Raw genomic sequence first — 25024 nt, forward strand, 5'->3', positions numbered from 1 at the left:
TCAGAAAGCAGCCCCGATGGCGAAGTGGAAAGTGCCCGATGGGTCATGGCCGTCACGCGTGAGATTGTGGCCGTATTCGAAACGCACCGGGCCGATGGGCAGATCGAGCCGGAAACCGAGGCCGATGGCAACCTCCGGCGAGTCGAAACCCAAGGCTTCCCAATCACGAGTAAGTCCGCCGGCATCGACGAAGCCCACAGCACGCAGCGGGCCGGCAATCAGGTGGCTGTATTCCACATTCGCCACCCACGAGGCCTGGCCGCCGACCGGGTAGCCGGTGATCGACCAAGGACCGAGCTCCCGTTCGCGGAAGGAGCGGACGCTGCGGGCCCCGCCGTTGAAGAGCCGCAGGTCGATCGGCAGGTTCTCGCCGCCGGACAGGGGGACGAGGAGGTCGCCTCGAAGACCCAGGCCGAGCAAGCCCGACGAGCCGACCTTGCGGAACCAGGCGGTCGCGAAGCCGGCCTTGGCGTAGGTGGAGCTGTCGTTGCCGAGTGCCGCCCCGAGTTCGAGGGGGGTTTCAAAATACCAGCCCTTGGTCGGCGTGATCGCGCTGTCCCGGTAGTCGAGCTTCTGATTGAAGCGGAGGTAGGGGTTCTGGTAGTCCGTCTCGCCCAGTTCGCTTGGCAGCAGGCCGTCATTGGTCAGGTGGTTGTAGGACCAGCCGACCGTGGCCTCGAGGTCGTAGTGCTCGCTGACCGGCCACACCACGCCGGCTTCCAGGCCGGTCCGGAGCACGTTGTAGCCTTCGTTGTCGCGCGAGTTGGCGAACAAGCGGACTTTCCCCGAAATGTCGCTGCCGGCGATCCATGGGTTGGTAAGCGAGATTTCCCCCAGCAGCGAGCGCTGCGAGGCCTCGAAGCCGGAGCTGAAGTTGAGGATGCGGCCCCACAGGTTGCGATCGTAATAGCCGGCCCCGACCAGAAAGCCCTCGTAGGAGTCCACGCCGGCGTGGACGGAAATGCCGCGCGCATCGGCTTCGCGGACCCGCAAGAGGGCATCGACCATGCCGTCGCCGACCGGCTCGAATTCGGTGCGAACGGACTCGAAGGCACCGGTGGCGATCAGGTCGCTGACGCGCTCGCGGGCCAGGTTGCCATCGACGGCGGTGCCTTTCAGATCCTTCAGGCGAACTTCGATCCGGGAGGGGTCGGTTTTTTCCGTGCCGGTCACCTTGATGTCGCGCAGCACGATGCGCTGGCCCTCGGTCACGGTGAAGCGAGGCCGTACGTGGCCATCTTCCTGGTCGAGCGTCATGCGGACCTCCGCGCGGAGGAAACCCTCGCTCTGGTAGGTTTCGACGACCTTCGAGCGCAGCAGGTTGAGGTTGCCCGTGGTGGCGGGCTTGCCGGTCACCGAGGCCAGCGCCGCTTGCGTGCCGGGCGCTGATTTTCCCTCCAGCGTGGGAGAGGCGATGGTGGCCACCGAGCCGGCATCCACGGCCAACACGAAGTCGATCTCGCCGCTGTCCGGGTGCTCGGTGCGGCTCACCACCGAGACCTCGGCGTCGTAGAACCCAATGCTGCGCATCTGCTTGCGCATCAGGTCGAGGCCCTTGTCTTCGTCGCCTTCCTGAAAGGGCACTTCGGAAAAGCCCGTGGCGCGCTTGGTGGGGTTGAGCTTGAAAAGATCGACCAGCGTCTCGTTGAGCTTCTCGTTCGGCACGTTGCGCACCTCCACTTCGCCGAGCAGGTCGCGGCGGCCTTCCTCCACGCGGATCTGGATCGTCCGGGGGCCGAGGATTTTCCAGTAGAGCGTGGCGTCGTTGAAGCCGGCATCGCGATAGGTCTGCTCGATCAGGAAGGCGGCGTCGGCCGCGCGGAAGGGCGTGGCGGGATTGGCGCGGATGTGGTCGAGGCGACCGCTGAGTGCGGCGCGCAGTTCGGTTTCCGAAATGCTGTCGTCGCCGACGATGCGGATCTCGGTGTCCTGCGCCAGCGAGGTGAGCGTGAGCGCCGCGGCGAATGTGATCGGATGGCGGAGCATCAGCGGAAGCGGAAGAGGTAGGTGACCTTGGTGCGGGTATTTCCCTGCTCGCTGATGCCGGCGGTGAGCAGCCAGTTGTCGTCCAGCTCGAAGGCCACGGAGTTGTATTTCCGGCTGCTGTAGGGGTCCTGCTCGCCGACTTGGAAATCGACCTTGTCGAGCACCTTGAACAGCGGCTTCAGGGCCGGCACGTTGCCCAGCCGGCCGCGGCGGAACTCCTCGATCAGCAGCTGCGCGGCGCGGGCGGTGGCGGCATCGGTATCCTCGATGCCCTCGGTGGTGGTGCCGGAAGCCAGCAGGGTGTAGATCTCGCTTTCCGGCAGCGGCGGATTCGAGGTCGGCTGGATCTGAGGGTCGGAAACGGGCCCGTAGACGTAGATGTCGATCTCATAGGGCCGCACCGAGGAGTGGCCCTTGATGTCGAGCACCGGATCGAAGGGGTGGTCGGGGCGCAGCACCACGTAGCCCTTGTCGATGTTGAGCGTGCTGAAGGGCAGCTTGGCGGTCACCTCGCGCAGCGTCGCGCGGCCATCCGGGCGGGGGCTGCCGATGGTGCCGCCGACGCGGGCGTCGAGGTAGGCCTCGCCGCCGGCCAGGTTGCCGCGGACGAGGAAGGGGTTGACTGTTTTGGCCGTGAGATCGAGCCGCCAGTCGCGAAAGGGCTCGGGGATCGACGAGGTGACGTCGGCCGGCTTGGCGGAATCGACCCGCGCGAGTTGCGGCTCGGCCACGGTGCGGACCGGGCCGCCGAGGGGAAGGATCTCGATGTCCTTGTGGAACAGGCTGTCGATCACTCCGATGTTGCCGGACAAGGTGGCGGTTTCCCAATCGCCCCGCAGTCCGAGGTCGAGGTTGATGCGGACGATCATCGAATCGTTGCGCACGGCGGGAAGGCCGGTGCCGTCGATGTTGAAGTTCAGGTTGGAAAGCTGACCCTCCGCGAGATCGGCGGAGCCGGAAAGGTCGAGCGAGCCGCCCGACAGCATGGCGGACATTTTTTCCAGCTCCAGGTGCGTCGGGGTGGCGGTGAAACGGAGGCTGCCGTCCTTGAGGCGGGGCATGCCCGGGTCCTTCATCTCGAAGCGGCCGCCCTCGAGGGTCAGCGTGGCCAGCGGCTTGGGATCGCCGACGGTGCCGGTGACCTCGGCGGTGAGGTTCACCTCACCCTCCAGAGCCCGCGCTTTCGGGACGAAGTCCTTGAACAGCTCGAGGTTGAGGTCGGCGACCTTCACGCTGGCATCGAGCGGGGCTTGCTTGACGGTCTCCGGATCGTCCGCCCATTGCTCGGGCTCCCAGTTGGTCACCGCGTCGATCACGGCCGGGGGGTAGCCGGGTGCGCGCAGGTTGCCCTCGAGCTTGAGCGTGTGCTCGCGGCCGGTGGCTTGGAGGTCCACGTCGACCGGTGGAGCATCGGAAAAGCGGTCGAGCTTGAGGTCGCTGGCGGTGAAGGTGGCGTCGAGCAGCGGCTCGGCGGGGCTGCCGGTGAGCTGGATGGAGATCCTGCCGCGGCTGGCCTCGGGGAAGCGGACATTTTCCGGCAGGAAGGGATGCAGCTTCGCAAACGGCAGCTCGGTGCTGGTGATGTCCACGTCGACCTTCTCGTCGGAGCGCAGGATGGCCTTCCAGTCGGCCGGGTTTTCCGGGACGGGGACGGTCGCGCGGCCGTTGAGCAGGACGTCGCTGCCATCGGTCCACGACAGCTCCTCGAGTTGGAGCTTTTGGTCCGCGAGCTGCGCGCGCGTTTCGATCTTCTGCGGGCCCTGCTGGACGTTGAGCGAGGAAATATCGACGCTACGGGGCCAGTCGTACTTCGCCTCGGCGAAGACCTTCAGCGGCTGGCCTTCGCCCTCCCGCTGCCACTCGAAGGAGCCGACCTCGAGCTCGCCGGTGTGGGTCTGCGCCGGGAGGTTGCCGCTGCCTTTCAAGGTCAGCGTGCCTTGCATGCCGGCGGGCAGCTCGACGCCCCACGGCACGGTCCAGGGATTGAGGCGCTCGGGCCGCCAGTCTTGGGTCGCCAGGTCGGCGGTGTAGGTTTTTTCCGCGAAATCGAAGCTGCCCGCCACGGTGGCGTCGGGGATCCTGAGCGTGGCACCGAGCGGTGCGTCGGGTGCCCAGGTCGCCTCGAGGTGGAGCGGCGGCGAGTCGTCGCGGGCGGTGGCGTCGAGCACCAGGGCGGATTGGCTCAGCTTGCCCTCCGCGAACTTTGCCGTGGCCTTGGCGGAAAGCGAGGAGGGTGGGGGAGAAGGCGCGTCCGGCGAGAGGTCGAAGCGCTGGCGGACGTAATCGAGCGGCGGCACGGCCTGCTCGACCTCGAGCGAGGCGATGGCGGCGAGCGGCTGCCAGTTGCCGGAGGGGTCGAGGTCGCCATCGAGCTTCAGCGTGGCCGGCGAGCCGAGGGCTCTGCCCTGCAGAACGGCATCGACGTGGTGGTCGGCCAGCTTGGCGTCGAGTTCGAGCGTGTCGGTGAACCAGCCGTCGTAAACCAAGCCCTCGGTGCCAAGTTTTGCCGTGATGTCCGGGTTGGAAAAGCCGTCGTCGAGGCCGGTGACCGTCGCATCGAGCGAAGTGACTTTCCCCTGGATCGGCAGCTCCAGATCGAAACGGGCCAGCGTTTCCGGGATGCCGAGCGGCGCGCCGGACAAGGTGGCGGTCGCCTGCTTGAGGTCGCTTTCGAGGTCGAGGCGGCTGTCATCGATCACCAGGCCGGCCGAGAAACGGGTGTCCTCGTTTTCCGGATAGACCGCGGTGAGGTCGCGGATCCCGACGCCGGGCAGCAGGTTGAGCTGGTCGAGGGAAAGCGAGTCCTCAGCCCAGGTGAGTTGCGCGTCCTGAGCCGGCAGCGCGCGGCCGCCGGGCAGCTGCACATCGCCGAGCGAAAGCCTGAACTCGGGGCTGCCGGGATTGTGACGCAGGTCGGACGAAGCGAGCGAGACCACCGTTTCCGCCCCGCGGTGGATGTTCGCGCTGAGGTCGGTGAGCTGGAGATTCATCGGCACCAACCGCTGGTGGAGCGAGCGCAGCAGCTCGACGGGATCGGTCGGCGGCTTGTCCTCCTGCGGCGGTTTTTCCATCTTCGGGGCGGCGAGGTCGACATCGACGAAAAGCCCGTCGACCTCCACGCTCGCGACCTTGCCCTTGACCACCTCCCCGAGCCGGTAGCGGATGTCGGCCTTGTCGAGGCCGGCGATGGTGACCGAGCCGTCGCCCTTGAGGTCGAGCTTGCGGATGCCGATCTCGCCGCCGAGCAGGCTGCCGGTCAGCTCGAAGCCGCCTTCAAGACCGAGCCCCGGCAGGTAGTGCTGGGCGACTCTCGTGGCAATGAAGCGCCAGCCGGGTCCATTGAGCCAGACCAAGGCGGCGGCCACGAAGCCCAGAAACCCCCACCGCTTCTTCTTCCAGAAGCGGCGACGCGTTTGGTCGTTTTCGGGCGTTTCGGGGGCTTCCGCGTCGGACATCCTCGGCTACGATGACCGGAGTCCGGCATCGCGCAACCTTCGCTTTGGAGGTCGGGCGGACTTGCTAGCGTGGGGGAGGCTTGGCAGCGTGACCTCATGACCACGCGGCGGGAAAGGTGGCGGGAGATTATTTTCGAGGCGGAAACCCCGGCCGGGAAGGCCTTCGACGTGGTGCTGCTGGTCCTGATTTCGCTGAGCGTGATCGCGGTGATGGCGGAGAGCGTGAAGGAGGTCCGGAAAGCCGTGGGGCCGCAACTCTATGTGCTGGAATGGATTTTCACCGGCTTCTTCACGGTCGAGTATGCGGCCCGCCTGTGGGCATCGAGGCGCCCGGGAGCCTACGCGCGGTCGTTTTACGGGATCGTCGACCTGCTCTCCATCCTGCCCAGTTACTTGGGCCTCTTTTTGCCCGGCGGGCACGCGTTGATGGTGGTGCGGGTGCTGCGCCTGTTGCGGATATTCCGCGTGTTGAAAATGGCCCGCCATGTGAACGGAGCGGAGCACCTGATGCGCGCCCTGGTCGCGAGCCGGGCGAAGATCACCGTCTTTTTCATGGTGCTGGCCACCATTTCCCTGATCGCCGGGACGCTCATGTATCTGATCGAGGGGGAAAAGGGCGGCTTCACCAGCATCCCGGTCGGCGTCTACTGGGCGGTGGTCACGATCACCACGCTCGGTTATGGCGACGTGACGCCGAGTTCCGGCTGGGGCCAGGTGTTGACGGCGTTCCTGGCGCTGACCGGTTATGCGATCATCGCCGTGCCCACGGGGATCGTGACGGCGGAGCTGACCCGCACGGACGGGGATGACAGCTCCGGCACCTGTCCCTCCTGCGGGGCGCACGGACACCTCCCGGATGCCCGGTTCTGCCGCCGCTGCGGCGCTACGCTGAAATAAAAGGAGGCGCATGGTGCATACCGTGTTCCTACCGCAGCTACGACTATTCTCGAATGCGCACCCGCACAGGTTGACAAAGGTGAGGCGGCTCGACCAATGTCCGGCACTGCTGATGCTGGAAATCCTTGGATTCCGGACCTCCGCAGAGCCTCGAACGATCTTCCCAAACCCACAGTGTTCTCCAACGAAGACTACCTAGCCGACCTGCTCGTGGAAGCGGGTGCCGTGACCCAGGAACAAGTGGACCACGCCCGAGCCAAGGGTGGCTCGCCGGTCGAAACCTTGCTCGCCGACACCGAACTCACCGAATCGACCGTGGCCGCCGTGCTGGCCCAAAATGCGGGTCTTGAGGTGGTGAATCTGGATGGCGTGACCATCAGTCCCGAAGTCAATTCCGCCATTCCGGACGACATCGCCTGCCGCTACCGCGCGGTGCCGGTGGCCGACGATGGTGTTTATCTCAGCGTGGCCGTCGCCGATCCGTTTGATTTCGAAACGATGGACAGCCTGCCGCAGGTGCTCGGCCGCGAGGTGTTGTTCGTGGTGGCCAACCACAGCCAGATCGCCTCGTTCCTGAAGCAGTTTTACGGTGCCAAGGACAAGCACGACATGCTCGACGTCGCCGGTGCCCCCGGGGCGGAAGGCGAGGACAGCGACGCGCCGATCATCAAGCTGGTGCAGAACCTCCTTTCCGAAGCCATGCGCATGCGGGCGTCGGACATCCACATCGAGCCGCTCGAAACGTCCGTCCGCATCCGTTACCGGGTCGACGGTCGCCTCGCGGAGGTCGACAACCACCCGAAGAAGCTGCTGCCGGCAATCATCGCCCGTCTCAAAGTCATGAGCGGCAGCATGTCGATCGCGGAAAAGCGCCTGCCGCAGGACGGCCGGATCCAGCTCAAGGTCGGCGGCAAGGAGATCGACCTCCGGGTTTCCTCGGTGCCCTCGAACCACGGCGAGTCGATCGTCATGCGGATCCTCGACAAATCGGCCCTGGTGCTCGGATTGCCGGAGCTGGGCTTCTTTTCCGACGACCAGGCGACCTTCGAGGAACTCATCGGCCTGCCGGACGGCATCATCCTGGTCACCGGTCCCACCGGTTCGGGGAAAACGACCACGCTCTACACCTGCCTCAACGTCATCAACCGCCCCGACCGCAAGATCATCACCGTCGAGGATCCGGTCGAATACGAGCTGCCGGGCATCAACCAGGTGATGGTGAAGGCGGACGTCGGCATGACCTTCGCCGCCGCCCTGCGCGCCATGCTGCGCCAGGCGCCGAACATCATCATGATCGGGGAGATCCGGGATGCGGAAACGGCCAACATCGCCATCAACGCCGCGCTCACCGGTCACTTGGTGCTTTCCACCCTGCACACCAACGACGCCCCGTCCGCGGTCGCCCGTCTCGCCGACATCGGCATCAAGCGCTTCCTCATCGCCTCGGCGGTGCGCGCCATCCTCGCCCAGCGGCTGACCCGCAAGCTGTGCCCGGCCTGCAAGGCGCCGGCCCAGCTCACCGAAAAGCAGATGCGCTCGCTGAATCTCGACCCCAGCCGGCTCGGAGATGCGACCATCATGGGCCCCGTCGGCTGCGAAAAATGCCGCGGCGGGGGATACAAAGGTCGGATGGGTATCTTCGAGTTGTTCCAGGTGGACGACGAGGTGCGCCACCTGATCAATGAAAACATGGCCTCCGCCCAGCTCCGCAAGCGCGCCCGCGAACTCGGCATGCGGACCATGCGCGAGGACGGCATCCGCAAGGTCCTCGCCGGCCTGACCTCGGCCGAGGAGGTGCTGCACGTCACCATGTCCGACGCCGATTGATCGCACACTTTTTGAAAACCCGTTTCCATGGATAACAACCAACTGGTAGAACTCTTCATCAGCCGCGGGATGATCGACCGCTCGCTGGGACAGGAAATCCTCAACGAATCGAGCAACAGCGGCAAGGACGCCGCCGAAGTGCTGGCGGACTTCCAGGTCGTGCAGCACCGCGAGGATGTGTGGCCGGTCGTCGCCTCCGAACTCGGAGCCCCGCTGGTCGAACTCAAGGGCTGGTCTCCGCCGGAGGAACTCGCGGCCTTGATCCCCGCCGCCACCGCCCGCCTCCACGGCGCGCTGCCGATCAATTTCGACGAGGAAGGCCTGCACGTGGTGCTCGTCGATCCGATGAACCCGCAGACCCTCGAGGACCTTCGTTTCGCGCTCGATCGCGAACTGGTCCTCGCCGTGGCGCCCGACTACATGGTCGAGGAAAAGCTCAACGAGGTCTACGGCAGCGACGGTTCGGCCATGGATTCGATCCTCGAGCAGCTCGAGTTCGGGGGTCCGGACGGTGAACTCAGCGCCGCCGAGCTGGAAAATGAGGCCAACTCCGCGCCCATCATCCGCTACGTCGACCTCGTCCTCTACCAGGCGATCAAGGAAAAGGCTTCGGACATCCACTTCGAGCCCTTCGAGACCGACTTCAAGATCCGCTACCGGGTCGATGGCTCGCTCTACGAAATGGCGCCGCCGCCGATCCACCTGGCCCTGCCGATCATTTCCCGGGTCAAGGTCATGGCGAACATGAACATCGCCGAACGCCGGATCCCGCAGGACGGCCGGATCGTCAAGCAGGTCGGTGAACGGCAGGTGGACATGCGGGTTTCCTCGCTGCCCACCCAGCACGGCGAATCGGTCGTGCTCCGGGTGCTCGACCGCTCGTCGGTGAACCTGTCGCTGGAAAACCTCGGCCTGCCCGAACACATTTACGAGTACATCGGCGACACCATCGTGAAGCCGAACGGTATCTTCATCGTCACCGGGCCCACGGGGGCCGGCAAGACGACCACACTCTACGCCGCGCTGCGCCGCATCAACACCATCGACCACAAACTTCTCACCGCGGAAGATCCGGTCGAATACGACATTGATGGCATCATTCAGATTCCCTGCAACGAGGGCATCGGCCTGACCTTCCCGCGGGTGCTGCGGGCGTTCCTGCGGCAGGACCCGGACCGCATCATGGTCGGGGAAATGCGGGACATGGAAACGGCGCAGATCGCCATCCAGGCCTCGCTCACCGGGCACCTTGTGCTTTCCACCCTGCACACCAACGACGCGCCCGGCGCGGTGACGCGTCTCATTGACATGGGCGTGGAGCCTTTCCTCGTCGCGGCCTCGCTCGAGGGTGTGCTGGCCCAGCGTCTGGTGCGGACCATCTGCTCGAACTGCAAAACCAGCTATGAGCCGAGCGAAGCCATCCTCACGCAACTCGGCGTCTCGCCGCACGAGTTGGGTGACAAGGACTTCTACACGGGCAAGGGCTGCGACGTCTGCGGTCAGACCGGCTACAAGGGCCGGGCCGGCCTTTACGAGCTGCTCGATATCAACGAACCGGTCCGCGAACTCATCACCGATCGCGCGCCCACCGTGGTCGTCAAGCAGAAGGCCATGGAGCACGGCATGACCACCCTGCGGGAGGACGGCCTGCGCAACATTTACCTCGGCAAAACCACCATTGAAGAAGTCCTGAAATACACCTGATTTTCTTCTTCAGACGCATTTTCGATTCGCCTCCGGACCCGGAAATCCGCCACAAAAAGCAAACGACTTTCAAAAAACCACCATGCCGCAGTATCAATTCACCGCCGCCGACGCGAAAGGCGAGCAACTTTCGGGGACCGTCGACGCCACATCGGAGGCCGAGGCCATCAACCAGCTCCGCACCCAAGGCTACTATCCGCTCCAAGTGGTCGAAGCGGGCAAGGGTCAGCTCGCCACCGCCAAGAAAAAAGGCGCCAAGGCCAAAAAGGGCAAGGCTGCTCCCAAGGGCAAGAAGGGCAAGGCCGCCAAGGCGAAGACCGGGGGCCGCATCAAGCCCAAGACCCTGATGATCTTCACCCGCCAGCTGGCGACGCTGATCGATTCCGGTCTGCCGCTGCTGCGGGGTCTCACCGTGCTGGCGAAGCAGGAGCCCAACCCGGTCCTCAAGGCCACCATCGAGGCCCTGGCCGATGCGGTGCAATCCGGCTCCACATTCTCCGAGGCGCTTTCCCAGCACCCGAAGATCTTCAACAAGCTCTATGTCAACATGGTCAAGGCCGGTGAGCTGGGCGGTGTGCTCGAGGTCGTTCTCGTCCGCCTCGCCGAGTACCAGGAAAAGGCCCAGAAGCTGAAGAACAAGATCGTCTCGGCCATGGTCTACCCGGTGATCGTCATGTTCATCGCGGTCGCCATCCTCATCTTCCTCATGCTGGTCATCGTGCCGAAGTTCGAGGCGATGTTCGCGGAAATGGAGGGCGCGGAACTGCCGATGATCTCGCAGATCGTGTTCGGCACGTCCCGCTTCTTCCTCAGCGCCAGCGTCGGGCCGATCCCGAACGTGGTCTGGTTCTTCCTCGCCGTGGTGCTGATCTTCATCGCCTTCAACTCCTGGGGTAAAACCAAGGGCGGCCGGAAGACGATCGACACGCTCAAGCTCAAGGCGCCGATCATCGGCGACATCCAGCGCAAGAGCGCCGTGGCCCGCTTCTCGCGGACCCTCGGCACGCTGGTCACCTCCGGGGTTCCGATTCTTCAGGCTCTGAACATCACCCGCGACACCGCGGGCAACGTGGTGATCTCCGGTGCCATCGACAAGGTTCACGCGGCGGTCAAGGAAGGGGAATCGATCGTGACGCCCCTCCAGGCTTCCGGTGTGTTCCCAGGCATGGTGATCTCCATGGTCGATGTCGGTGAGGAGACCGGCCAGCTCCCGGAGATGCTGCTGAAGGTTGCGGACGTTTACGACGACGAGGTCGACAACGCCGTCACCGCGCTGACCTCGATTCTGGAGCCGATCATGATCGTCATCCTGGCGCTGGTCGTCGGGTCGGTGGTGTTCGCGTTGTTCCTGCCGCTGATCAAGGTCATCCAGACCGTCGGCCAATAAGTTGAAGTTGACTCAATCCCTGCTACAACGAGGCATGAGAACCGACTTCAAACGCAAGGGCCGCGGTTTCACCCTGATGGAGCTGCTGGTCGTGATCTCGATCATCGTGGTTCTGGCCGCGCTCACGGCGGGTGGATTCAAGGTGGTGAAGGAAAAGCAGCGCCGCTCGCAGGCCAGGGTCCAGATCGGCTTGCTGCAGATGGCGATGGAGGATTACGCCACCGATCACGGCGGCGAGTATCCCTCATATCCCCAGCAGAACGCCAAAAACGGAACCGACGAGATCTTCAACGCGCTTTTTGGCGATCCGATCAAGGAAGACACCAAGGTCTATCTCTCCGAGCTGGATCCCGAGAATGACACCCAGGACTGGCTGGCCGGCAAGAAGGGTTTGGAAAACCTCGCGATCTACGACCCATGGGGCAACGAGTATTACTATCGCACCAACGATCCTGAGAATCCGGACCAGACCATCGCCGCCAACCCCGATTTCGACCTCTGGTCGGCGGGGCCCGACGGCAAGACCGAGCCCGGCGCGGCCGGTGGCTACGATCGCGACAATCCGGACAATCTGGACGATATCCGCGGCTGGGATTGATGCCCCGGCAGGCACGGGAGAGCTTGTGGCCTCTCCCGTTCCCTGCTAAGGAGAGGCGTGAAATTCGCCTCAAAATCCGGTCCTCGCGGTTTCACGCTGATGGAACTGCTGGTGGTGATTTCGATCATCGTCGTGCTGGCAGCCTTGGGTATCCAAGGTTGGAGAGTGGTTGGGGAGAATCAGCGCCGCTCACAAGCAAGGGTGCAGCTCGGCCTTCTTGAGTCTGCCTTGGAGGACTACGCCGCCGACCATGGCGGCGAGTACCCGCTTTATCCGGAGCCCACGGCAAAAGGGGGCACGGCTGAAATCTTCGATGCCCTTTTCGCCGAACCGGCCCGGGAAGGATCCCCGGTTTATCTCGCCGAACTTGCTCCGGACAACGATACGCAGGGATGGTTGAACGGGCAAACGGGTCGCCAAGGGCTTTCAATCTTCGATCCCTGGGGCGGCGAGTTCATCTATCGCACCCAGGACCCTTCGAATCCGGACCAGCCGATCGCTTCGAATCCGGGTTTCGACCTCTGGTCCTCCGGTCCGGATCATTCCACCCGGCCCGGCAGTGCTGGAAATCTCGATCGCCAGGATCCTGCAAATCTCGATGACATTGGGTCGGGCCGTTGAGGCTCCGGAAGCGGGGGCGGGAATCTTTCCGCAACTCGGGAATCCTCTCGACGTTTCGGGGCCCAGTGCTCTTGCTCGGCTGCGATGAGTGACGAGACCCCCGAGGCACACGCTGCCGCTTCTGAGAACGCTGAACCGCAAGCCAAGCCGGCCAAGAAAGCCGCCCGCAAGACCGCTCGCAAGCGGGCCGCCAAGAAGGCCCCGAAGGCGGGCGGTGACGAGGTGGCTGCAGCGCCCGAAGCGCCCTCAAAGGCTCCCGCCGAGTCCACGCCGGCGGAGCCGGTGAAGGAGTCCGCGCCCCGGCCGCAAGAGTCCCGTTCCGACCACTCGGATCACACCGATTCCGATGACCAGGTGCCGGTGATGCAGGAGCCACCGGGCCCCGAGGGAGGCTCGGGCAAACGCCGCCGCCGCCGCCGCCGGCGGGGCGGATCCGGCGAAGAGGGGCCGGGCAATGATAAGCCCGTTCAGCGACCTCACCTCGACCACGATCTGGTCGCCAAGAAAGCCTGGCGCATCTTTCTTGCCGAAGTCAGTGAGGAAGGGCTGGCCCTCATCGGTGACAACGATGCCCGCGAACTCAGCCGCCGCAGCTTCCGCCTTGCGGAGCTCTTCCTCGAGGAAGCTGCAAGGCATCAGTGAGCCTGGAGTTGTTCCCGGAGCCGGCGGGCCAGATCGTGATGGCCCGTGGCCTCGGCGAGGCGCAGCCGCAGCTCCATCACCGGCCGCGCCGCCAGCTGCTCGGCCGGCATGGTGGCGAGAATCGCGGTGGCCTCATCGACGTCGCCTGCCGCCACAGCGCCTTCCAAAAGGTCCTCCATTGAGGGCGTTTCCGGATCCAGAGGTTTTCGGGCATAACTGGCCCAGCGAGCCTGATCCGGAAGTTTTTCGGAGCCGGGTCCCTCAATCTGATCAAGGTAGACGAAGTCATCGCCCTCCAGACGCTCACGGATGTGGTTGACGATCAGCACGGTGAGCAGCCCCAGGCCGGCCAGCGAGGTTTCCATCAGGAAAGGCGTGCTGATGATGCCGGAGAGCAAGCCGAACCATTCTCCCACGGGTCCCGGAATGAACCGGCCGAGTGAAATGAGCATCAACACCAGCCCGGCCACCCCAATCACGGCACCTCCGATCAGGATTTGCTTCAGTCGGCTCGACTTGGTGGATCGATCGGTCATGGGCCCCGCAATATGATCCCTGCCGGGCGGGCGTGCAATCGTGGGTTGCTCAGCGGATATTTTAAAATTATTGATTATTTTTAGAAAATCTGATCCCGTGCGCCCGTGCCCCTTCTTCGCCCCGTCACCCTGCTGTTTCTTTTAGGCTTCCTGGTTTTGATGACCAACCGCCTGCTGTCCGGAGAGCAGGCGGAACCGGTTTCTTCCCCGGTGGTGCGCGTTCCTGCCTCGCTTCCGGTGGAGATCATCGATGCCGGCGGCCAGTCGCAGTTCAAGCAGGTACCGATTCAGGAATGAACGGGATTTTCTCTGAGCCGCGGTTGAAATAGGCTCCTGCTGCCGCTAACAGGCGGCATGCGTCTGTTCGACACCCTGTCCCGTGAAGTGCGGGAACTCCGGCCCATCGACGGTTCCAGCTACCGCTTCTACTGCTGCGGTCCCACGGTCTACGGTCCCGCCCACATCGGGAACTTCCGGACTTTCGTGCTGCAGGATGTGTTCCGCCGGGTTTTGGAAACCGGAGGAACCCGCACGCTCCATGTGCGAAACATCACCGATGTCGATGACAAGACGATCCGTGGCTCGCAGGCCGCCGGGCAGCCTCTCGCGGAGTTTACGGCGGGTTGGAAGGCCAAGTTCCACACCGATTGTGAGGCGCTCGGCTGCCTGCCTCCGCACATCGAGCCGGGTGCGGTCGATCACATCCCCCAGCAAGTCGCCATGATCGAGGCGCTGGTCGAGAAGGACCACGCTTACGCGGCGCCGGACGGCTCGGTGTATTTCCGCATCGCGTCCTTCGACCGGTATGGCGAGCTGAGCCACCTCGACCGCCGCGAGTTGGTGCTCGGAAAAACCCAGGAGACCCGCGCGAATGCCGACGAGTATGAAAAGGACAGCATCGCCGATTTCGTCCTGTGGAAAGCCCGCCGGCCCGAGGACGGCGACAATTTCTGGTCCTCGCCGTGGGGCGAGGGCCGTCCCGGGTGGCACCTCGAATGCTCGGCCATGATCCGGGAATACCTCGGCGAGTCCTTCGACCTCCACTCAGGGGGGGTCGATCTGGTGTTTCCCCACCATGAGAACGAAATCGCCCAGAGCCGCTGTGCCTGCGGTGGCAACTTCGCGGCGCATTGGTTCCACATCACCCATCTGCTGGTGGACGGGGGCAAGATGTCGAAGTCTCTGGGCAATCTCTACACCCTCGGCGACCTCGCGGAGCGGGGTCATGGCCCGATGGAGGTGCGCTACGTCCTGATCGGCGCGCATTACCGGAAGCCACTGAATTTCACTCTCGATTCCCTCGCGGGAGCGCGCGAGGCCCTGGCCAAGCTGGCCAAAGGTGCCCGTGCGCTGGCGGCGCGGGCGGGTGGCGACCATGTGCTCAATGCGGTCGGTTTCGGGCCGTTTCAGGCGGCTTGGGAGGCGCTGAACGACGACCTCAACACGCCCGCTGCGCTCGGCGGGCTGTTCACGGGGCTACGCGAGGCCTCCTCGCTCGAGGGCCAAGCCGCTGCGGAAGCCCTCGCGGCCTTCAACCGACTTTTGCGGGCCCTCGGTCTCGAACTGCCCGAACCCGAGCCGGACGCGGAGATCCCCGCCGACATCCAAGCCTTGGCCGACGAACGCTGGGCGGCGCGCTCGGCCAAGGACTGGGCGAAGTCCGACGCCTTGCGCGACGATCTTGCGGCGCGTGGCTGGCTGGTGAAGGATGGCCGCGAGGGCTACCAACTCGAACCCGCTTGATCCTATGCACATCCGCCCCCGCCGCAACCGCCGCAGTGCCGCGATCCGCGCGCTGGTCAGGGAGACTTCATTGAGTCCGGCCGATTTCATCCAGCCGCTCTTCGTGCATGAGGGCACGGAGGACGTGCCGATCGGCTCGATGCCCGGCTGCACGCGCTGGTCGCTGGCGGGTTTGGTGGCCGAGGCCCGCGAGGTCTTCGATGCCGGCGTGCCGGCGGTGGTGTTGTTTCCGGCGATCGCCGAAACGCTCAAGACCCCCGGCGCTGAGGAGGCCTGGAATCCGGAAGGCCTGGTGCCGCGGGCGATCCAGGCGCTGAAAGAAGCGCTGCCGGAACTGTGCGTGATCACCGACGTGGCGCTCGATCCCTACAACTCCGACGGCCACGACGGTCTGGTGGAAAAAAACGCGCGCGGAGAGCTGCGGATCCTCAACGACGAAACCGTCGGGGCTCTGTGCGAACAGGCCCTCAGCCACGCCCGGGCCGGGGCGGACATCGTTTCCCCGAGCGACATGATGGACGGTCGGGTGGGTGCCATCCGGCAGGTGCTCGATGAGGAAGGCTTCGAGGAAGTCGCCATCCTGAGCTACTCGGCGAAATTTGCCTCCGCCTACTACGGGCCATTCCGAGGGGCGCTGGATTCAGCTCCCAAGGCAGGGGACAAGAAGACCTATCAGATGGACCCCGGCAATGCCCGCGAGGCGATCCGCGAGGTAGGCCTCGACGAGGGGGAGGGGGCCGACATGGTGATGGTGAAGCCCGCGGGGCCCTACCTCGACATCATCGCCCGGGTGCGGGAAACCACGGTGCTTCCAGTCGCCGCCTACCAGGTGAGTGGGGAGTACCTGATGATCGAGAGCGCGGCCGCGGCGGGCTGGATCGATGGCAAGGCTGCAGCCTTGGAGTCGCTGACCGGCATCAAGCGCGCTGGCGCGGACATGATTCTGACGTACTACGCGAAGCGGGCCGCAGGCTGGCTGCGGGAGTAGATCACTCCACGTTCTGGACCTGTTCGCGGATTTTTTCGAGCTCCGCCTTGGCGGTCACCACCTGCTGGGCGATTCGGGCGTCGGACGCCTTCGAGCCGATGGTGTTGAACTCCCGGTGGAGTTCCTGACAGAGGAAATCCAGGTGGCGCCCGGCCGGCTCTCCGGCGGCGAGGTACTCCAGGAACTTGCGGAAGTGCGAGTCGAGGCGCGTCAGCTCCTCGGTGATGTCGACGCGGTCGGTGAAGAGCACCAGCTCGCGCAGGACGCGGTCGTCGGCCGGATCGAGTTCGAGGCCCGCTTCCGCCATGCGCTTGGCGAGCTGCTCGCGATAGCGGGCGGGGCGTGCCGGGGCGAGCTCCGCAATGGCGGCCCGCAGCTCCTGCAGCGTGGCGAGGCGGGCCGAGAGATCGTCGGCGAGGTGGCGGCCCTCGTTTCCCCGCATCTCGAGCAGCTGCTCGAGGGCGACCTCCAGCGCGGGCTCGATGGCGGTCCAGGCGAAGTCCGGGTTGATGGCGCGATCATCGAAGGTGACGATGCCGGGTGCCCGGAGGAAATCGCCGGCAGACGGGGAGATTTCCCGCTTGAGGTGTTGGGACAGGACCCGGAACGCCCGTTCGAGGTCGGCGGCGGCTTCCTTGTCCACCTGAACGCCGGCGCGGTCCTCGGCGGCCGGCTGGAAATCGATCGAAATCTGGAGCCGGCCGCGGGACACGCGGGTCAGGACCGCGCGCCGGATCAGGTTTTCCAGCTCGGGCAGGTCCCGGATGCCGAGAAGGACCACCTCCACCTGCTTGCGGTTCACGCCGGCGATTTCCACGGTGGCGGTGCCGTGGTCGGTGGTGGCCGAGCCCCGGCCGAATCCTGTCATCGAATGCATGGCGGAGAATAGAGTTCCGCTCCCCGGCAGGTCCAAGGCGAAAGCGGCGGATGACTCGCGAGAATGTCAGTCAGCGTGGGATGGCGGGTCGTCGTCGCCATTCATGACCTCGCCGCGATCTTCCTGCTCACCCTCCTCGGTCTCCAGCCCAAGCCGCTCGAGGTCGCCTGCGGCCTCCGCCGCCTCGGCCTGCCGCCGCTTCCGATTGTCCCACCAGGCCAGCCAGATGCAGGCTTCGTAGAGCACATACATGGGCACCGCCATCAGGGAAAGCGTGAGCACGTCGGAGGTCGGCGTGATCATGGCCGCGGCCACCACGATCGCGACCACCGCATACGAGCGGGTGCGCTTCATCATGTCGTAGGTCAGCAGCCCGAGCTTCACCAGAGCCATGATCACGACCGGCAACTCGAAGGAGAGGCCGAAAAGCAGGGTGAATTGGGTGGCGAAGGAGATGTATTCGCCGATCCGCCAGTCGTTGGTAACCCCCATGTCGAGGCTCCATTCGAAGAAAAAGACGAGCGTCTTCGGCAGGACCAGGAAGTAGGCGAAGCACACGCCGATCAGGAACAGGCCGAAGCCGACCAGCATTGAGGGCCAAAGGATCTTGCGCTCGTGAAGGTGGAGACCGGGAAGGATGAACTGCAGCACGAAATACAGCAGGAAGGGAAACGAAACCACCACGCCCGCGAAGAAGGCCAGCTTCATGGAGAGCATGAAGGTCTCCGTCGGCTTTAGCGCCGACATCATCATCAGGTTGGCCCCGGTCTGGGAGTCGGGGTCGGCTTTGGAGTCGCTGATGGCATCGAGGAGCCCGGTCAGGTCCACGTCGCCGCCCGCCTGCTGGTGCAGAAAAGGAAGGCGCTCGGCCTTGGGCAGGGCCTTGGCCGCCCGCAGGAGCCGCACGGCATCGACGTAGCGCCGGACTTCACCGTCGAAATGACCGAAAAAGGCTTCCTTCTGGGTGGAGGAAAGATCGCTGGAGCGGTCGAGAAGGTCCTTGGCCTGTTCCCAGCGGTTGACGTCCACTTGGCTCGGCAGGAGCCCCCGGGTGTGCTCTTTCCAGACGTTCTGGACGGGTGCCCGGAGGACGTTCATCAGGTGCCCCTGCAACGAGAAGCAGAGCAGCATGGAAATCACGAGGGTGATAATGACCCGCATGATCATCACCCGCAGATCCTCGAGGTGTTCGAGGAAGGGCTTTTCCATTTCGGGATTCGTTTTGTCCCGGAGCTGGAAGACCTTCTTGAGCAAAAACATCGGTTGGGGGCGGATACTTGCGGCAAGCGGAGATCTTTCGCAAGCGCCGAGGCGGAAATCGATTTCGCGCTGCTGCAGGGCTCACCCGGAAAATCCGGGGATGCGGATCGTATGCGGAGTCAAGCTATTAATTGCGTGGGTTTTTTGTATTTATTTGATTGCCCGTTTGCCCATATATCATGGACATCCAAATAATCACCCTCCCATGCGCATCCACCCCTCACCCCTCCGGGCGGCGCTCGCACTCTGTGCCCCTGCCCTCTGTTTGGCCGATCCGATCCTGACCACCCCCGGGACGGCCACGTGGGAAACCATCACGACCGACACCGGTTCCCGCACCGTCTTCACCATCACCGACGACACGATCTTCGAGTGGGGTGAGCTGGATCTCAGCGACGGGAGCGAGATGGTGTTCGACTTCATCGGCGGCAACCAGGTGCTGAATTACCTGCTCGGCGGGGGCTCCTACCACCTTGATGGGACCGTCACCTCGAATGGTTCGGTCAGCTTCATTGCGCCCGACGCCAATCTTTTCGTCGATGGCCAAATCACCGCCGAAGCGGTGACTCTTTCCACCCTCGATATCGACGCGGCCGACCTGCTCGACGGGAACGGCTTCGAACTCGGAGGCTCCGGCGATGGGGGACTGGTGATGATCAACGGCGGTGTCCACGCGACGAATGGCGACGTCCTGGTGGCCGGTCGTCAGGTGGTGGCCTCCCGCAACTCCAGCATCACCGCCAGCGGCGCGGCGCGGTGGGTGGGAAGCGACCATGCCGTGATGGGAGCATCCGGGCCTGAACGGGTTTCCGGGCTGGGGAATGAAGGTTTCGTGCTCCATCTGGGCTCGACCAACGCCGCGCGCATCGAACTGAAAGCCTCGAGCGAGATCCACAACGGGGGCACCCTGGACGCTGGTGCCGGACAGATTTTCGTGGAAGTCGGCAGTGACGGCGTGCTCCGGGAGTCGTCCGGTGCGATCGTGGTCTCGGATTCCGCGTTGCACGGATTCGAAGCCGCTCCGGAGGTAAAGCTGGACGATTTCGACGCCCCCTCCGTGGTCAGTGACTCGACCCTCAAGGTGCCGACTCTGAGGCGCCCGGACGGCACGCGGATTGCCGCCGCCAAGGAAGTGCGCACTTCGACTGCGGTCAGCGCCTCGTCCTCAGTCAGCCAGACCGGGAAACGTCGCGCGGAACCGGAAAAGAAAGCCTTGATGGTCCGCAGCTCGTTCTGGGGCATGCGGGGCGGTCGCGGCGGCAACCTGTCGAATCCCCAGCCCCAGCTGGAGGCGAAGCGCTGACGCCAGGAACTCGCACCGGCGTTTGGGTTGCGTTGATTGTTTGGATTTGTTAACGGATTCATCGCGTGGCCGGTGGTCCGAGTGCGGTCGCCGAAGAACCGTCCGATGAAGTATCTCTGGCCCATGTTGATGCTCGGGGCGGCGCAAGCCGATCCTTTGCCGGGCATCCTGCCGGTCGTGCCGGAACCCACCGAGGTGGAGTCGCTGCCCCGCGTGGAGGCGCAGGGAGCGGCTTCCGACGCGCCCGCGACGGTGTTGGTCGATCCGCTGCAGGGAATCCGCCTTCGGGACGGTGGGAGCGGCGACTGGAAGGCGATCGGCGAGGGTGTGGTGGCGAGTGCGGGCATGACGATTCCGTCTCCCGCCACCTTGGCCGCCAGGCTGCAGCCCTATCTTGGCCGTCCGCTTACTGATCAGGATCTGGTCGGCATGGGGGACGAGATTTTGGTCCACTATGACCTCGAGGGCTACCCGGTGGTGCTGGTCAGCGCGCCGGAGCAGGATTTTTCGGACGGGTGGCTGCTCATCGATGTGGAAATCGGGCGCACGGGGCGGGTCGGCGTCGGGCGGCCGAAGTATGGCAACCCCGAGGCGGTCCGCAACGGCCTGAAGCTGCGCCAAGGGCAGCTGCTGGAGCGAGCGGACCTGGAGGAGCAGCTCGCTTGGTACGGTCGCACGGGTTTCCGCCGTCCACGGCTGTTTGTTTCCCCTGGAGTGGAGCCGGCGACGGCGGACATCCTGATCGGGATCGAGGAGCGGCGCCCATGGCAGGCTTCGGTGGGTTTTGAAAACAGCGGGCCGGATCTGATCGGCCGGGAGCGCCTGGTCTTCGGCGCGGCAGGCATGCTGCCCAACGAGCATTTGCTCGCCTGGCGGGGCGTGGTGGGATTCCCCGCCTCGTCCCTGACGGCGAATGCGGTTCGCTGGGAGGTCCCGCTGCAACGCAGCCATCAGGTGATCCAGATCGATGCCGCCTACGCCGAGGTTTCGACGAGCTATCCCTTCCGGGGCCGCGTGCTGGAAACGGAGGGCACCTCCTGGTCGCTGGCGGTGATGGACCGTTGGATCCTGCCCAAGGTCCATGGCTGGGAGCAGACCTTGTCGGCTGGCGTCGATATCAAGGGCACGGACCAGTTCCTGCTATACGGGGGCTTGGCGGCGGCGGCCCCTGGCGAGGTGATGATGATCGATGCCCGCCTCGTCCATCATCTGGAGCGCGACTGGGAAAAAGCGGGCGTGGAGATCACCTCGACGTTGAAGGTTTCCCCCGGAAACCTCGGCGGGCGGAATGGCGATGCCGCCTTCCGCAAATACGATCCGGCTGCGGATGCCACCTATGTCATCGGCAACCTCGACCTCGATGCCTGGTGGCAGCCGGTCGATGACTGGCGGCTGGTCGGCCGCATCAATGTGCAGGCCACCGATTCCCGGTTGCTGCCGCCCGAACAGCTCGGTGCCGGCGGCTACCAGACCGTGCGCGGGGTGGACGAGCGCATGTATTCGATGGACAACGGCATCATCGGTTCCCTCGAACTTCAATCACCGGTGTTGACCTTCATTCCCCGATGCGATTTTCGCCTGCTGGCTTTCACCGACCAGGCATCCCTGCATGATGATGGCGGCAGCTCCGTCTCTCTCGGCAGCGTCGGGGTGGGATTGAGGGCGAGGATTTTCGATCACGTGGATCTTCGCTTCGACCATGGCTGGCGGCTGGATGATGACGAGCAACGCAGTCATATCGGACTGACGGTCAGTTTCTAAAAAACCATCGGCAGGGGTGAACATGACGGGCAGACGTCGTGTTAGGCCTTGCCCGCGCATCGGCCGTGCTGGCTGGTGAGGATCGAGGTGGGATGCTGGAGCGGACGAACTAATTGCGTCCGTCCAAGGGCTCCAGGTTCTTGTCGAAACGCTGGCCCTTGTTGAATTCGAGCACTCGCTTGATCAGGTCGGCGGAATCCCCGATGGCCGAGCGGATGCTGGGATCGGAGGTTTTGAACCCAAGCAGGCGGCCTTGTTCGCCGAGGATGCCGACGATGTAGGAGTCGTACTGGAATCCGCCCACGTTTCCGTAGCCGTCGTTGTCGCTGTCGTACTCGGTCGAGAAGGACTTGGTTTCGAACGTGAACTCGCGGGAACTTTCGATCTTCGGCACCTCGAAGTCCTGGGTGCGGAGCACGGAGTAGACCGAATTGTCACGGCTGTTGCGGCCGATGAAGATGACCTTCGCCTTGCCGCCGGGGAAACGGAGGTCGCGGCTGGGGTTTTGAACCGTGATCTTGGCACTCACGGTCTGCCTGACCATGTAGTAGCTGATCTTTTTCCGCCGTTTGCTGATCGAGGCATCGATTTCGACCTTCGGCACGCGCGCCGGCAGGGAGGCTCCGGCATCCTTGATCTTTTTCTGCGAGCCCTCGTCAAACTGGGACAAGGGAAGCTGGTATTCGCTGTCACCCTTCCCGGGAACCGTGAAGATGGCCTTTTCGCCCTCCAGGGCGAGCAGCTCGATGGAAACGGTGCGCCCCTTGGTGTCGGTCACCTCCAAGGGCTCGCCGAGGACGGGCACGAGCATTCCGAACCCGATCGCGGTAATCCACTTTTGCATGTCCGTAGCTCATACTAACGGAGATCCGCGAGATAAAGAAAATATCGGTGCCGGATTTACCTCGGTTCCCGCCAGCGGGCGATCTCGGAGCGGACGTTGTCGATCGAGGGCGCGCCGGGATTGGTGCGGGCGGCGAGCGCGGTTTCCAGAGAGAAAACCGACTTGGCGTCCGGGGTGAAGGCGGGGTCGATGGCCGGCAGGTCGAGCTGGTCGAGCGGGATGCCGGTGGCCACGGATTCGGCCACGGCTTTTCCGACGAGTTCGTGCGCGTGGCGGAAGGGCACTCCCTGGCGGACCAGCCAGTCGGCGAGGTCGGTGGCGAGCAGCATGGGATCGGAAGCGGCGGCGCGGCAGCGCTCCTCGCGGACTTCCATGGCGTCGATCATTTCGGCGTTCACGGCGAGCGTGAGCTTGAGGGTGTCGATCGAGTCGAAAAGCGGCTCCTTGTCCTCCTGCAGGTCGCGGTTGTAGGTCAGCGGCAGGCCCTTGATGGCGGTAAGGATGCTGACGAGATTGCCGAGCAGGCGGCCGGTCTTGCCGCGGGTCAGCTCGCAGACGTCCGGGTTTTTCTTCTGCGGCATCAGCGAAGAACCGGTGGTGTGGGCATCGGAAAGCACGGCGAAGCCGAACTCGGCCGAGGTCCACAGGATGAGGTCCTCGGACAGGCGGGACAGGTGCACGCCGCAGAGGCTGATGGCGAAGATCAGCTCGGCGATGTAGTCGCGGTCGGCCACGGCATCCATCGAGTTGGTGGAAACGCGGTCGAAGCCGAGCTCGTCGGCGATCGCCTGGCGGTCGAGGTTGATGGTCGAGCCGGCAAGCGCCCCGGAGCCGAGCGGGGAAACGTTGAGCCGTGCGCGGCAATCGGCGAGGCGGCCGAGGTCCCGCTCGAGCATCTCGACGTAGGCGAGGAAATGGTGGCCGACGGTGACCGGCTGGCCGCGCTGGAGGTGGGTGTAGGCGGGGACCACGGTGGCGGCGTATTTTTCCGCGCGGCCGAGCAGGGCCTGCTGGAGGTCGCGCACGCCAGCGGTGAGGACGTCGATTTCCGCGCGGCAGTAGAGGCGGGTGTCGGTGGCCACCTGATCGTTGCGCGAGCGGGCGGTGTGGAGCTTGGCTCCGGCGGGTCCGATGCGCCGGGTCAGCTCCGACTCGACGTTCATGTGAATGTCCTCCAGCGAGGTGCGGAACTCGAATTTGCCGGCGTCGATATCGGCCTCGATGGCCTTCAAGCCGGACTCGATCTGCGAAAACTCGTCGGCGGTCAGCAGGCCGGCTTTTTCCTGGGCCCGGGCGTGGGCGATCGAGCCGGCGATGTCGTGCTTGTAGAGCCGCCAGTCGTAGCTGACGGATTCACCGATCTGCTGGACGAGTTCGGCGGTTTCCTGGGCGAAGCGGCCTTTCCACATGATGATAAGAATTCAGTTCGAAACGGGGCGGCCGGACGATGGGGCGACCCGGGACCGGTGGGAACTGAAAACTTGAGCCGGCAACGCTCAGCGTTTGCGTGCGGGCAGCCGCTTTTTGGAAATGCGGGCCTGGATCAGGTTCGGGCAGGTCCCTTTGGTGCGGAGCTGCTCGCAGCAGGCCTCGATCTTGATCGTCTGGGAAACCGGCCTGAATCCCATGCGACGGGTCAGGCACTCGTTGAGCAGGTCGACGTGGGAGTCCTCGAACTCCAGCACCTTGCCGCAGTCGATGCAGACCAGGTGGTTGTGCGAGGGCTTGTCGAGAAAGTTCGGATCGTAGGTGGTGGTGTCGTGGCCGAGGTCGATCTCGCGCAGCAGCTTGGCCTCCACCAGCAGCGCGATGGTGCGGTAGACGGTCGCACGGGAGGCATTGATGTTATGCTTGCGGACTCGCTCGAAGAGTTCCTCGGCGGTGAAATGGTCGTCCTCGGAAAAGGCGAGCCGGACGATGGCATCGCGCTGCGGCGTGCGGCGCAGGCCTTTTTTGCGGATGAAACTGTCGAGCTTGGCGGCGGCGCCTTGGTCCATGAAGACGAGTCTATGCTTTGATGGACATGGGACGAAAGGCATTTCCCTGTTCGTATCGCGGAGCCGGGCGAGCTTTCCGGATTGGCAATCGGGCGGGGCCGGCTTGAATGGCCGCCATGAAGCAAGCGTGGATCGTGATGGCGATGGGGTGGATGCTGGCCTCCTGCGGGACCCGGCCGCCGCTGGAGGTGCGCACCACCCACCTGCGGAGCCTCGAGCTGACCGATCCCCAGGACGAGCCGATGATCCGGGCCGAGCAGCGGCGCCTGCTGCATGGCGCGATCGGTGTCCGCGAGCAGGAGCAGGCGCTGGGGCAGTATTATACGGCCCTGTGGCACGATGGATCGACGGACGGACCGGTGAAGGTGGTGTTCCGCTACCAGCAGGGAGGCACAGGCAGCCGGATTCATGAAAAGACCGCCACCTTCGCCGCCGATCAGACCGAGGGCCGCGCGGAGTTTGAGGTGATCGGTGACGACTACCTCAAAGGCGGCCGCGTGCTCGCCTGGCAGTGCAAGCTTTTCCGCGGCGGCCGGGAGATCGCCAGCCGCCGGTCCTATCTGTGGGAATGATCCCGAAGTTTCCGAACTCCTTCACC

General features: G+C 64.5%; 21 protein-coding genes. 13 read left to right on the forward strand and 8 right to left on the reverse strand.

Annotated features, from left to right (window positions below; genetic code table 11):
- Together ABXH26_RS14705 and ABXH26_RS14710 are read right to left on the reverse strand one after the other, a co-directional pair.
- Positions 1-1986, reverse strand: coding sequence for a BamA/OMP85 family outer membrane protein (locus ABXH26_RS14705; RefSeq protein ID WP_353567846.1), 1986 nt, complete (start codon positions 1984-1986; stop codon positions 1-3).
- Entirely contained in the window at positions 1986-5441 is a 3456-nt protein-coding gene (locus ABXH26_RS14710; RefSeq protein WP_353567847.1) for a translocation/assembly module TamB domain-containing protein, read from the reverse strand. Before ABXH26_RS14710 ends, ABXH26_RS14705 begins: the two co-directional genes overlap by 1 nt.
- Before the next feature lie 96 nt (positions 5442-5537).
- On the opposite strand from ABXH26_RS14710, the gene ABXH26_RS14715 reads away from it, so the two are divergent.
- The 7 genes from ABXH26_RS14715 to ABXH26_RS14745 all read left to right on the forward strand — a co-directional run bounded on the left by ABXH26_RS14715 (position 5538) and on the right by ABXH26_RS14745 (position 13117).
- The gene (locus ABXH26_RS14715; RefSeq protein WP_353567848.1) at positions 5538-6338 is read left to right on the forward strand and encodes an ion transporter; all 801 of its coding nucleotides are present in this window, start codon (positions 5538-5540) and stop codon (positions 6336-6338) included.
- Between the two features lie 174 nt (positions 6339-6512).
- On the forward strand, positions 6513-8165 hold the full coding sequence (locus ABXH26_RS14720) for a GspE/PulE family protein (RefSeq protein WP_353567849.1): 1653 nt from the start codon (positions 6513-6515) through the stop codon (positions 8163-8165).
- Between the two features lie 27 nt (positions 8166-8192).
- Complete coding sequence (locus tag ABXH26_RS14725) at positions 8193-9869, forward strand: GspE/PulE family protein (RefSeq protein WP_353567850.1); 1677 nt, start codon at positions 8193-8195, stop codon at positions 9867-9869.
- A gap of 82 nt (positions 9870-9951) precedes the next feature.
- On the forward strand, positions 9952-11256 hold the full coding sequence (locus ABXH26_RS14730) for a type II secretion system F family protein (RefSeq protein ID WP_353567851.1): 1305 nt from the start codon (positions 9952-9954) through the stop codon (positions 11254-11256).
- 34 nt (positions 11257-11290) lie between these two features.
- On the forward strand, positions 11291-11854 hold the full coding sequence (locus ABXH26_RS14735; RefSeq protein WP_353567852.1) for a prepilin-type N-terminal cleavage/methylation domain-containing protein: 564 nt from the start codon (positions 11291-11293) through the stop codon (positions 11852-11854).
- A 57-nt stretch (positions 11855-11911) separates the two neighbouring features.
- Positions 11912-12475, forward strand: coding sequence for a type IV pilin protein (locus tag ABXH26_RS14740; RefSeq protein ID WP_353567853.1), 564 nt, complete (start codon positions 11912-11914; stop codon positions 12473-12475).
- Positions 12476-12559: 84 nt separating this feature from the next.
- Positions 12560-13117 (forward strand): hypothetical protein, encoded by a 558-nt coding sequence (locus ABXH26_RS14745; RefSeq protein ID WP_353567854.1) that lies wholly within the window; start codon positions 12560-12562, stop codon positions 13115-13117.
- On the opposite strand, the gene ABXH26_RS14750 is transcribed toward ABXH26_RS14745, so the two are convergent.
- Positions 13111-13653: a hypothetical protein gene (locus ABXH26_RS14750; protein WP_353567855.1), complete on the reverse strand. Its 543-nt coding sequence runs from the start codon at positions 13651-13653 to the stop codon at positions 13111-13113. The genes ABXH26_RS14745 and ABXH26_RS14750 overlap by 7 nt on opposite strands.
- A 105-nt stretch (positions 13654-13758) precedes the next feature.
- Here ABXH26_RS14750 and ABXH26_RS14755 point away from each other — a divergent pair, with 105 nt between their 5' ends.
- Genes ABXH26_RS14755 through hemB form a run of 3 tightly spaced genes read left to right on the forward strand, consistent with a single transcriptional unit; the run spans position 13759 to position 16384 of the window.
- On the forward strand, positions 13759-13950 hold the full coding sequence (locus ABXH26_RS14755; RefSeq protein ID WP_353567856.1) for a hypothetical protein: 192 nt from the start codon (positions 13759-13761) through the stop codon (positions 13948-13950).
- A 57-nt stretch (positions 13951-14007) separates the two neighbouring features.
- Positions 14008-15396: a cysteine--tRNA ligase gene (cysS, locus tag ABXH26_RS14760; protein WP_353567857.1), complete on the forward strand. Its 1389-nt coding sequence runs from the start codon at positions 14008-14010 to the stop codon at positions 15394-15396.
- Positions 15397-15400: 4 nt separating this feature from the next.
- On the forward strand, positions 15401-16384 hold the full coding sequence (gene hemB / locus ABXH26_RS14765) for a porphobilinogen synthase (RefSeq protein ID WP_353567858.1): 984 nt from the start codon (positions 15401-15403) through the stop codon (positions 16382-16384).
- A gap of 1 nt (position 16385) precedes the next feature.
- Here the strand turns inward: hemB and ABXH26_RS14770 are convergent, their stop codons facing one another.
- Entirely contained in the window at positions 16386-17261 is an 876-nt protein-coding gene (locus ABXH26_RS14770) for a YicC/YloC family endoribonuclease (protein ID WP_353567859.1), read from the reverse strand.
- Between the two features lie 66 nt (positions 17262-17327).
- A complete protein-coding gene (gene tatC / locus ABXH26_RS14775) occupies positions 17328-18521 on the reverse strand; it encodes a twin-arginine translocase subunit TatC (protein ID WP_353567860.1) in 1194 nt (397 codons plus the stop codon).
- A gap of 205 nt (positions 18522-18726) precedes the next feature.
- Here tatC and ABXH26_RS14780 point away from each other — a divergent pair, with 205 nt between their 5' ends.
- Together ABXH26_RS14780 and ABXH26_RS14785 are read left to right on the forward strand one after the other, a co-directional pair.
- Entirely contained in the window at positions 18727-19824 is a 1098-nt protein-coding gene (locus ABXH26_RS14780; protein ID WP_353567861.1) for a hypothetical protein, read from the forward strand.
- A gap of 105 nt (positions 19825-19929) precedes the next feature.
- Positions 19930-21585 carry a ShlB/FhaC/HecB family hemolysin secretion/activation protein gene (locus ABXH26_RS14785; RefSeq protein WP_353567862.1) on the forward strand — a complete coding sequence of 552 codons (1656 nt, stop codon included), beginning with the start codon at positions 19930-19932 and terminating at the stop codon, positions 21583-21585.
- Between the two features lie 109 nt (positions 21586-21694).
- Here ABXH26_RS14785 and ABXH26_RS14790 read toward each other — a convergent pair whose 3' ends face one another.
- The 3 genes from ABXH26_RS14790 to ABXH26_RS14800 form a co-directional block, all read right to left on the reverse strand.
- A complete protein-coding gene (locus ABXH26_RS14790; protein ID WP_353567863.1) occupies positions 21695-22429 on the reverse strand; it encodes a hypothetical protein in 735 nt (244 codons plus the stop codon).
- 56 nt (positions 22430-22485) lie between these two features.
- Positions 22486-23838, reverse strand: a complete 1353-nt coding sequence (argH, locus tag ABXH26_RS14795; RefSeq protein WP_353567864.1) for an argininosuccinate lyase — start codon at positions 23836-23838, stop codon at positions 22486-22488.
- Between the two features lie 87 nt (positions 23839-23925).
- Positions 23926-24426: a Fur family transcriptional regulator gene (locus ABXH26_RS14800; RefSeq protein ID WP_353567865.1), complete on the reverse strand. Its 501-nt coding sequence runs from the start codon at positions 24424-24426 to the stop codon at positions 23926-23928.
- A gap of 116 nt (positions 24427-24542) precedes the next feature.
- Here ABXH26_RS14800 and ABXH26_RS14805 point away from each other — a divergent pair, with 116 nt between their 5' ends.
- Complete coding sequence (locus ABXH26_RS14805; protein ID WP_353567866.1) at positions 24543-24998, forward strand: hypothetical protein; 456 nt, start codon at positions 24543-24545, stop codon at positions 24996-24998.
- Positions 24999-25024 lie beyond the last annotated feature (26 nt).

The organism is Haloferula sargassicola, from assembly GCF_040362925.1.
Taxonomy (GTDB): Bacteria; Verrucomicrobiota; Verrucomicrobiia; order Verrucomicrobiales; family Akkermansiaceae; genus Haloferula; species Haloferula sargassicola.

Coding starts and splice junctions, on each gene's coding strand:
- ABXH26_RS14705 (WP_353567846.1), bottom strand. CDS start 1,986: ATGCTCCGCCATCCGATCACATTCGCCGCGGCGCTCACGCTCACCTCG.
- ABXH26_RS14710 (WP_353567847.1), bottom strand. CDS start 5,441: ATGTCCGACGCGGAAGCCCCCGAAACGCCCGAAAACGACCAAACGCGT.
- ABXH26_RS14715 (WP_353567848.1), top strand. CDS start 5,538: ATGACCACGCGGCGGGAAAGGTGGCGGGAGATTATTTTCGAGGCGGAA.
- ABXH26_RS14725 (WP_353567850.1), top strand. CDS start 8,193: ATGGATAACAACCAACTGGTAGAACTCTTCATCAGCCGCGGGATGATC.
- ABXH26_RS14730 (WP_353567851.1), top strand. CDS start 9,952: ATGCCGCAGTATCAATTCACCGCCGCCGACGCGAAAGGCGAGCAACTT.
- ABXH26_RS14735 (WP_353567852.1), top strand. CDS start 11,291: ATGAGAACCGACTTCAAACGCAAGGGCCGCGGTTTCACCCTGATGGAG.
- ABXH26_RS14745 (WP_353567854.1), top strand. CDS start 12,560: ATGAGTGACGAGACCCCCGAGGCACACGCTGCCGCTTCTGAGAACGCT.
- ABXH26_RS14750 (WP_353567855.1), bottom strand. CDS start 13,653: ATGACCGATCGATCCACCAAGTCGAGCCGACTGAAGCAAATCCTGATC.
- cysS (WP_353567857.1), top strand. CDS start 14,008: ATGCGTCTGTTCGACACCCTGTCCCGTGAAGTGCGGGAACTCCGGCCC.
- hemB (WP_353567858.1), top strand. CDS start 15,401: ATGCACATCCGCCCCCGCCGCAACCGCCGCAGTGCCGCGATCCGCGCG.
- ABXH26_RS14770 (WP_353567859.1), bottom strand. CDS start 17,261: ATGCATTCGATGACAGGATTCGGCCGGGGCTCGGCCACCACCGACCAC.
- tatC (WP_353567860.1), bottom strand. CDS start 18,521: ATGTTTTTGCTCAAGAAGGTCTTCCAGCTCCGGGACAAAACGAATCCC.
- ABXH26_RS14780 (WP_353567861.1), top strand. CDS start 18,727: ATGCGCATCCACCCCTCACCCCTCCGGGCGGCGCTCGCACTCTGTGCC.
- ABXH26_RS14785 (WP_353567862.1), top strand. CDS start 19,930: ATGAAGTATCTCTGGCCCATGTTGATGCTCGGGGCGGCGCAAGCCGAT.
- ABXH26_RS14790 (WP_353567863.1), bottom strand. CDS start 22,429: ATGCAAAAGTGGATTACCGCGATCGGGTTCGGAATGCTCGTGCCCGTC.
- argH (WP_353567864.1), bottom strand. CDS start 23,838: ATGTGGAAAGGCCGCTTCGCCCAGGAAACCGCCGAACTCGTCCAGCAG.
- ABXH26_RS14800 (WP_353567865.1), bottom strand. CDS start 24,426: ATGGACCAAGGCGCCGCCGCCAAGCTCGACAGTTTCATCCGCAAAAAA.
- ABXH26_RS14805 (WP_353567866.1), top strand. CDS start 24,543: ATGAAGCAAGCGTGGATCGTGATGGCGATGGGGTGGATGCTGGCCTCC.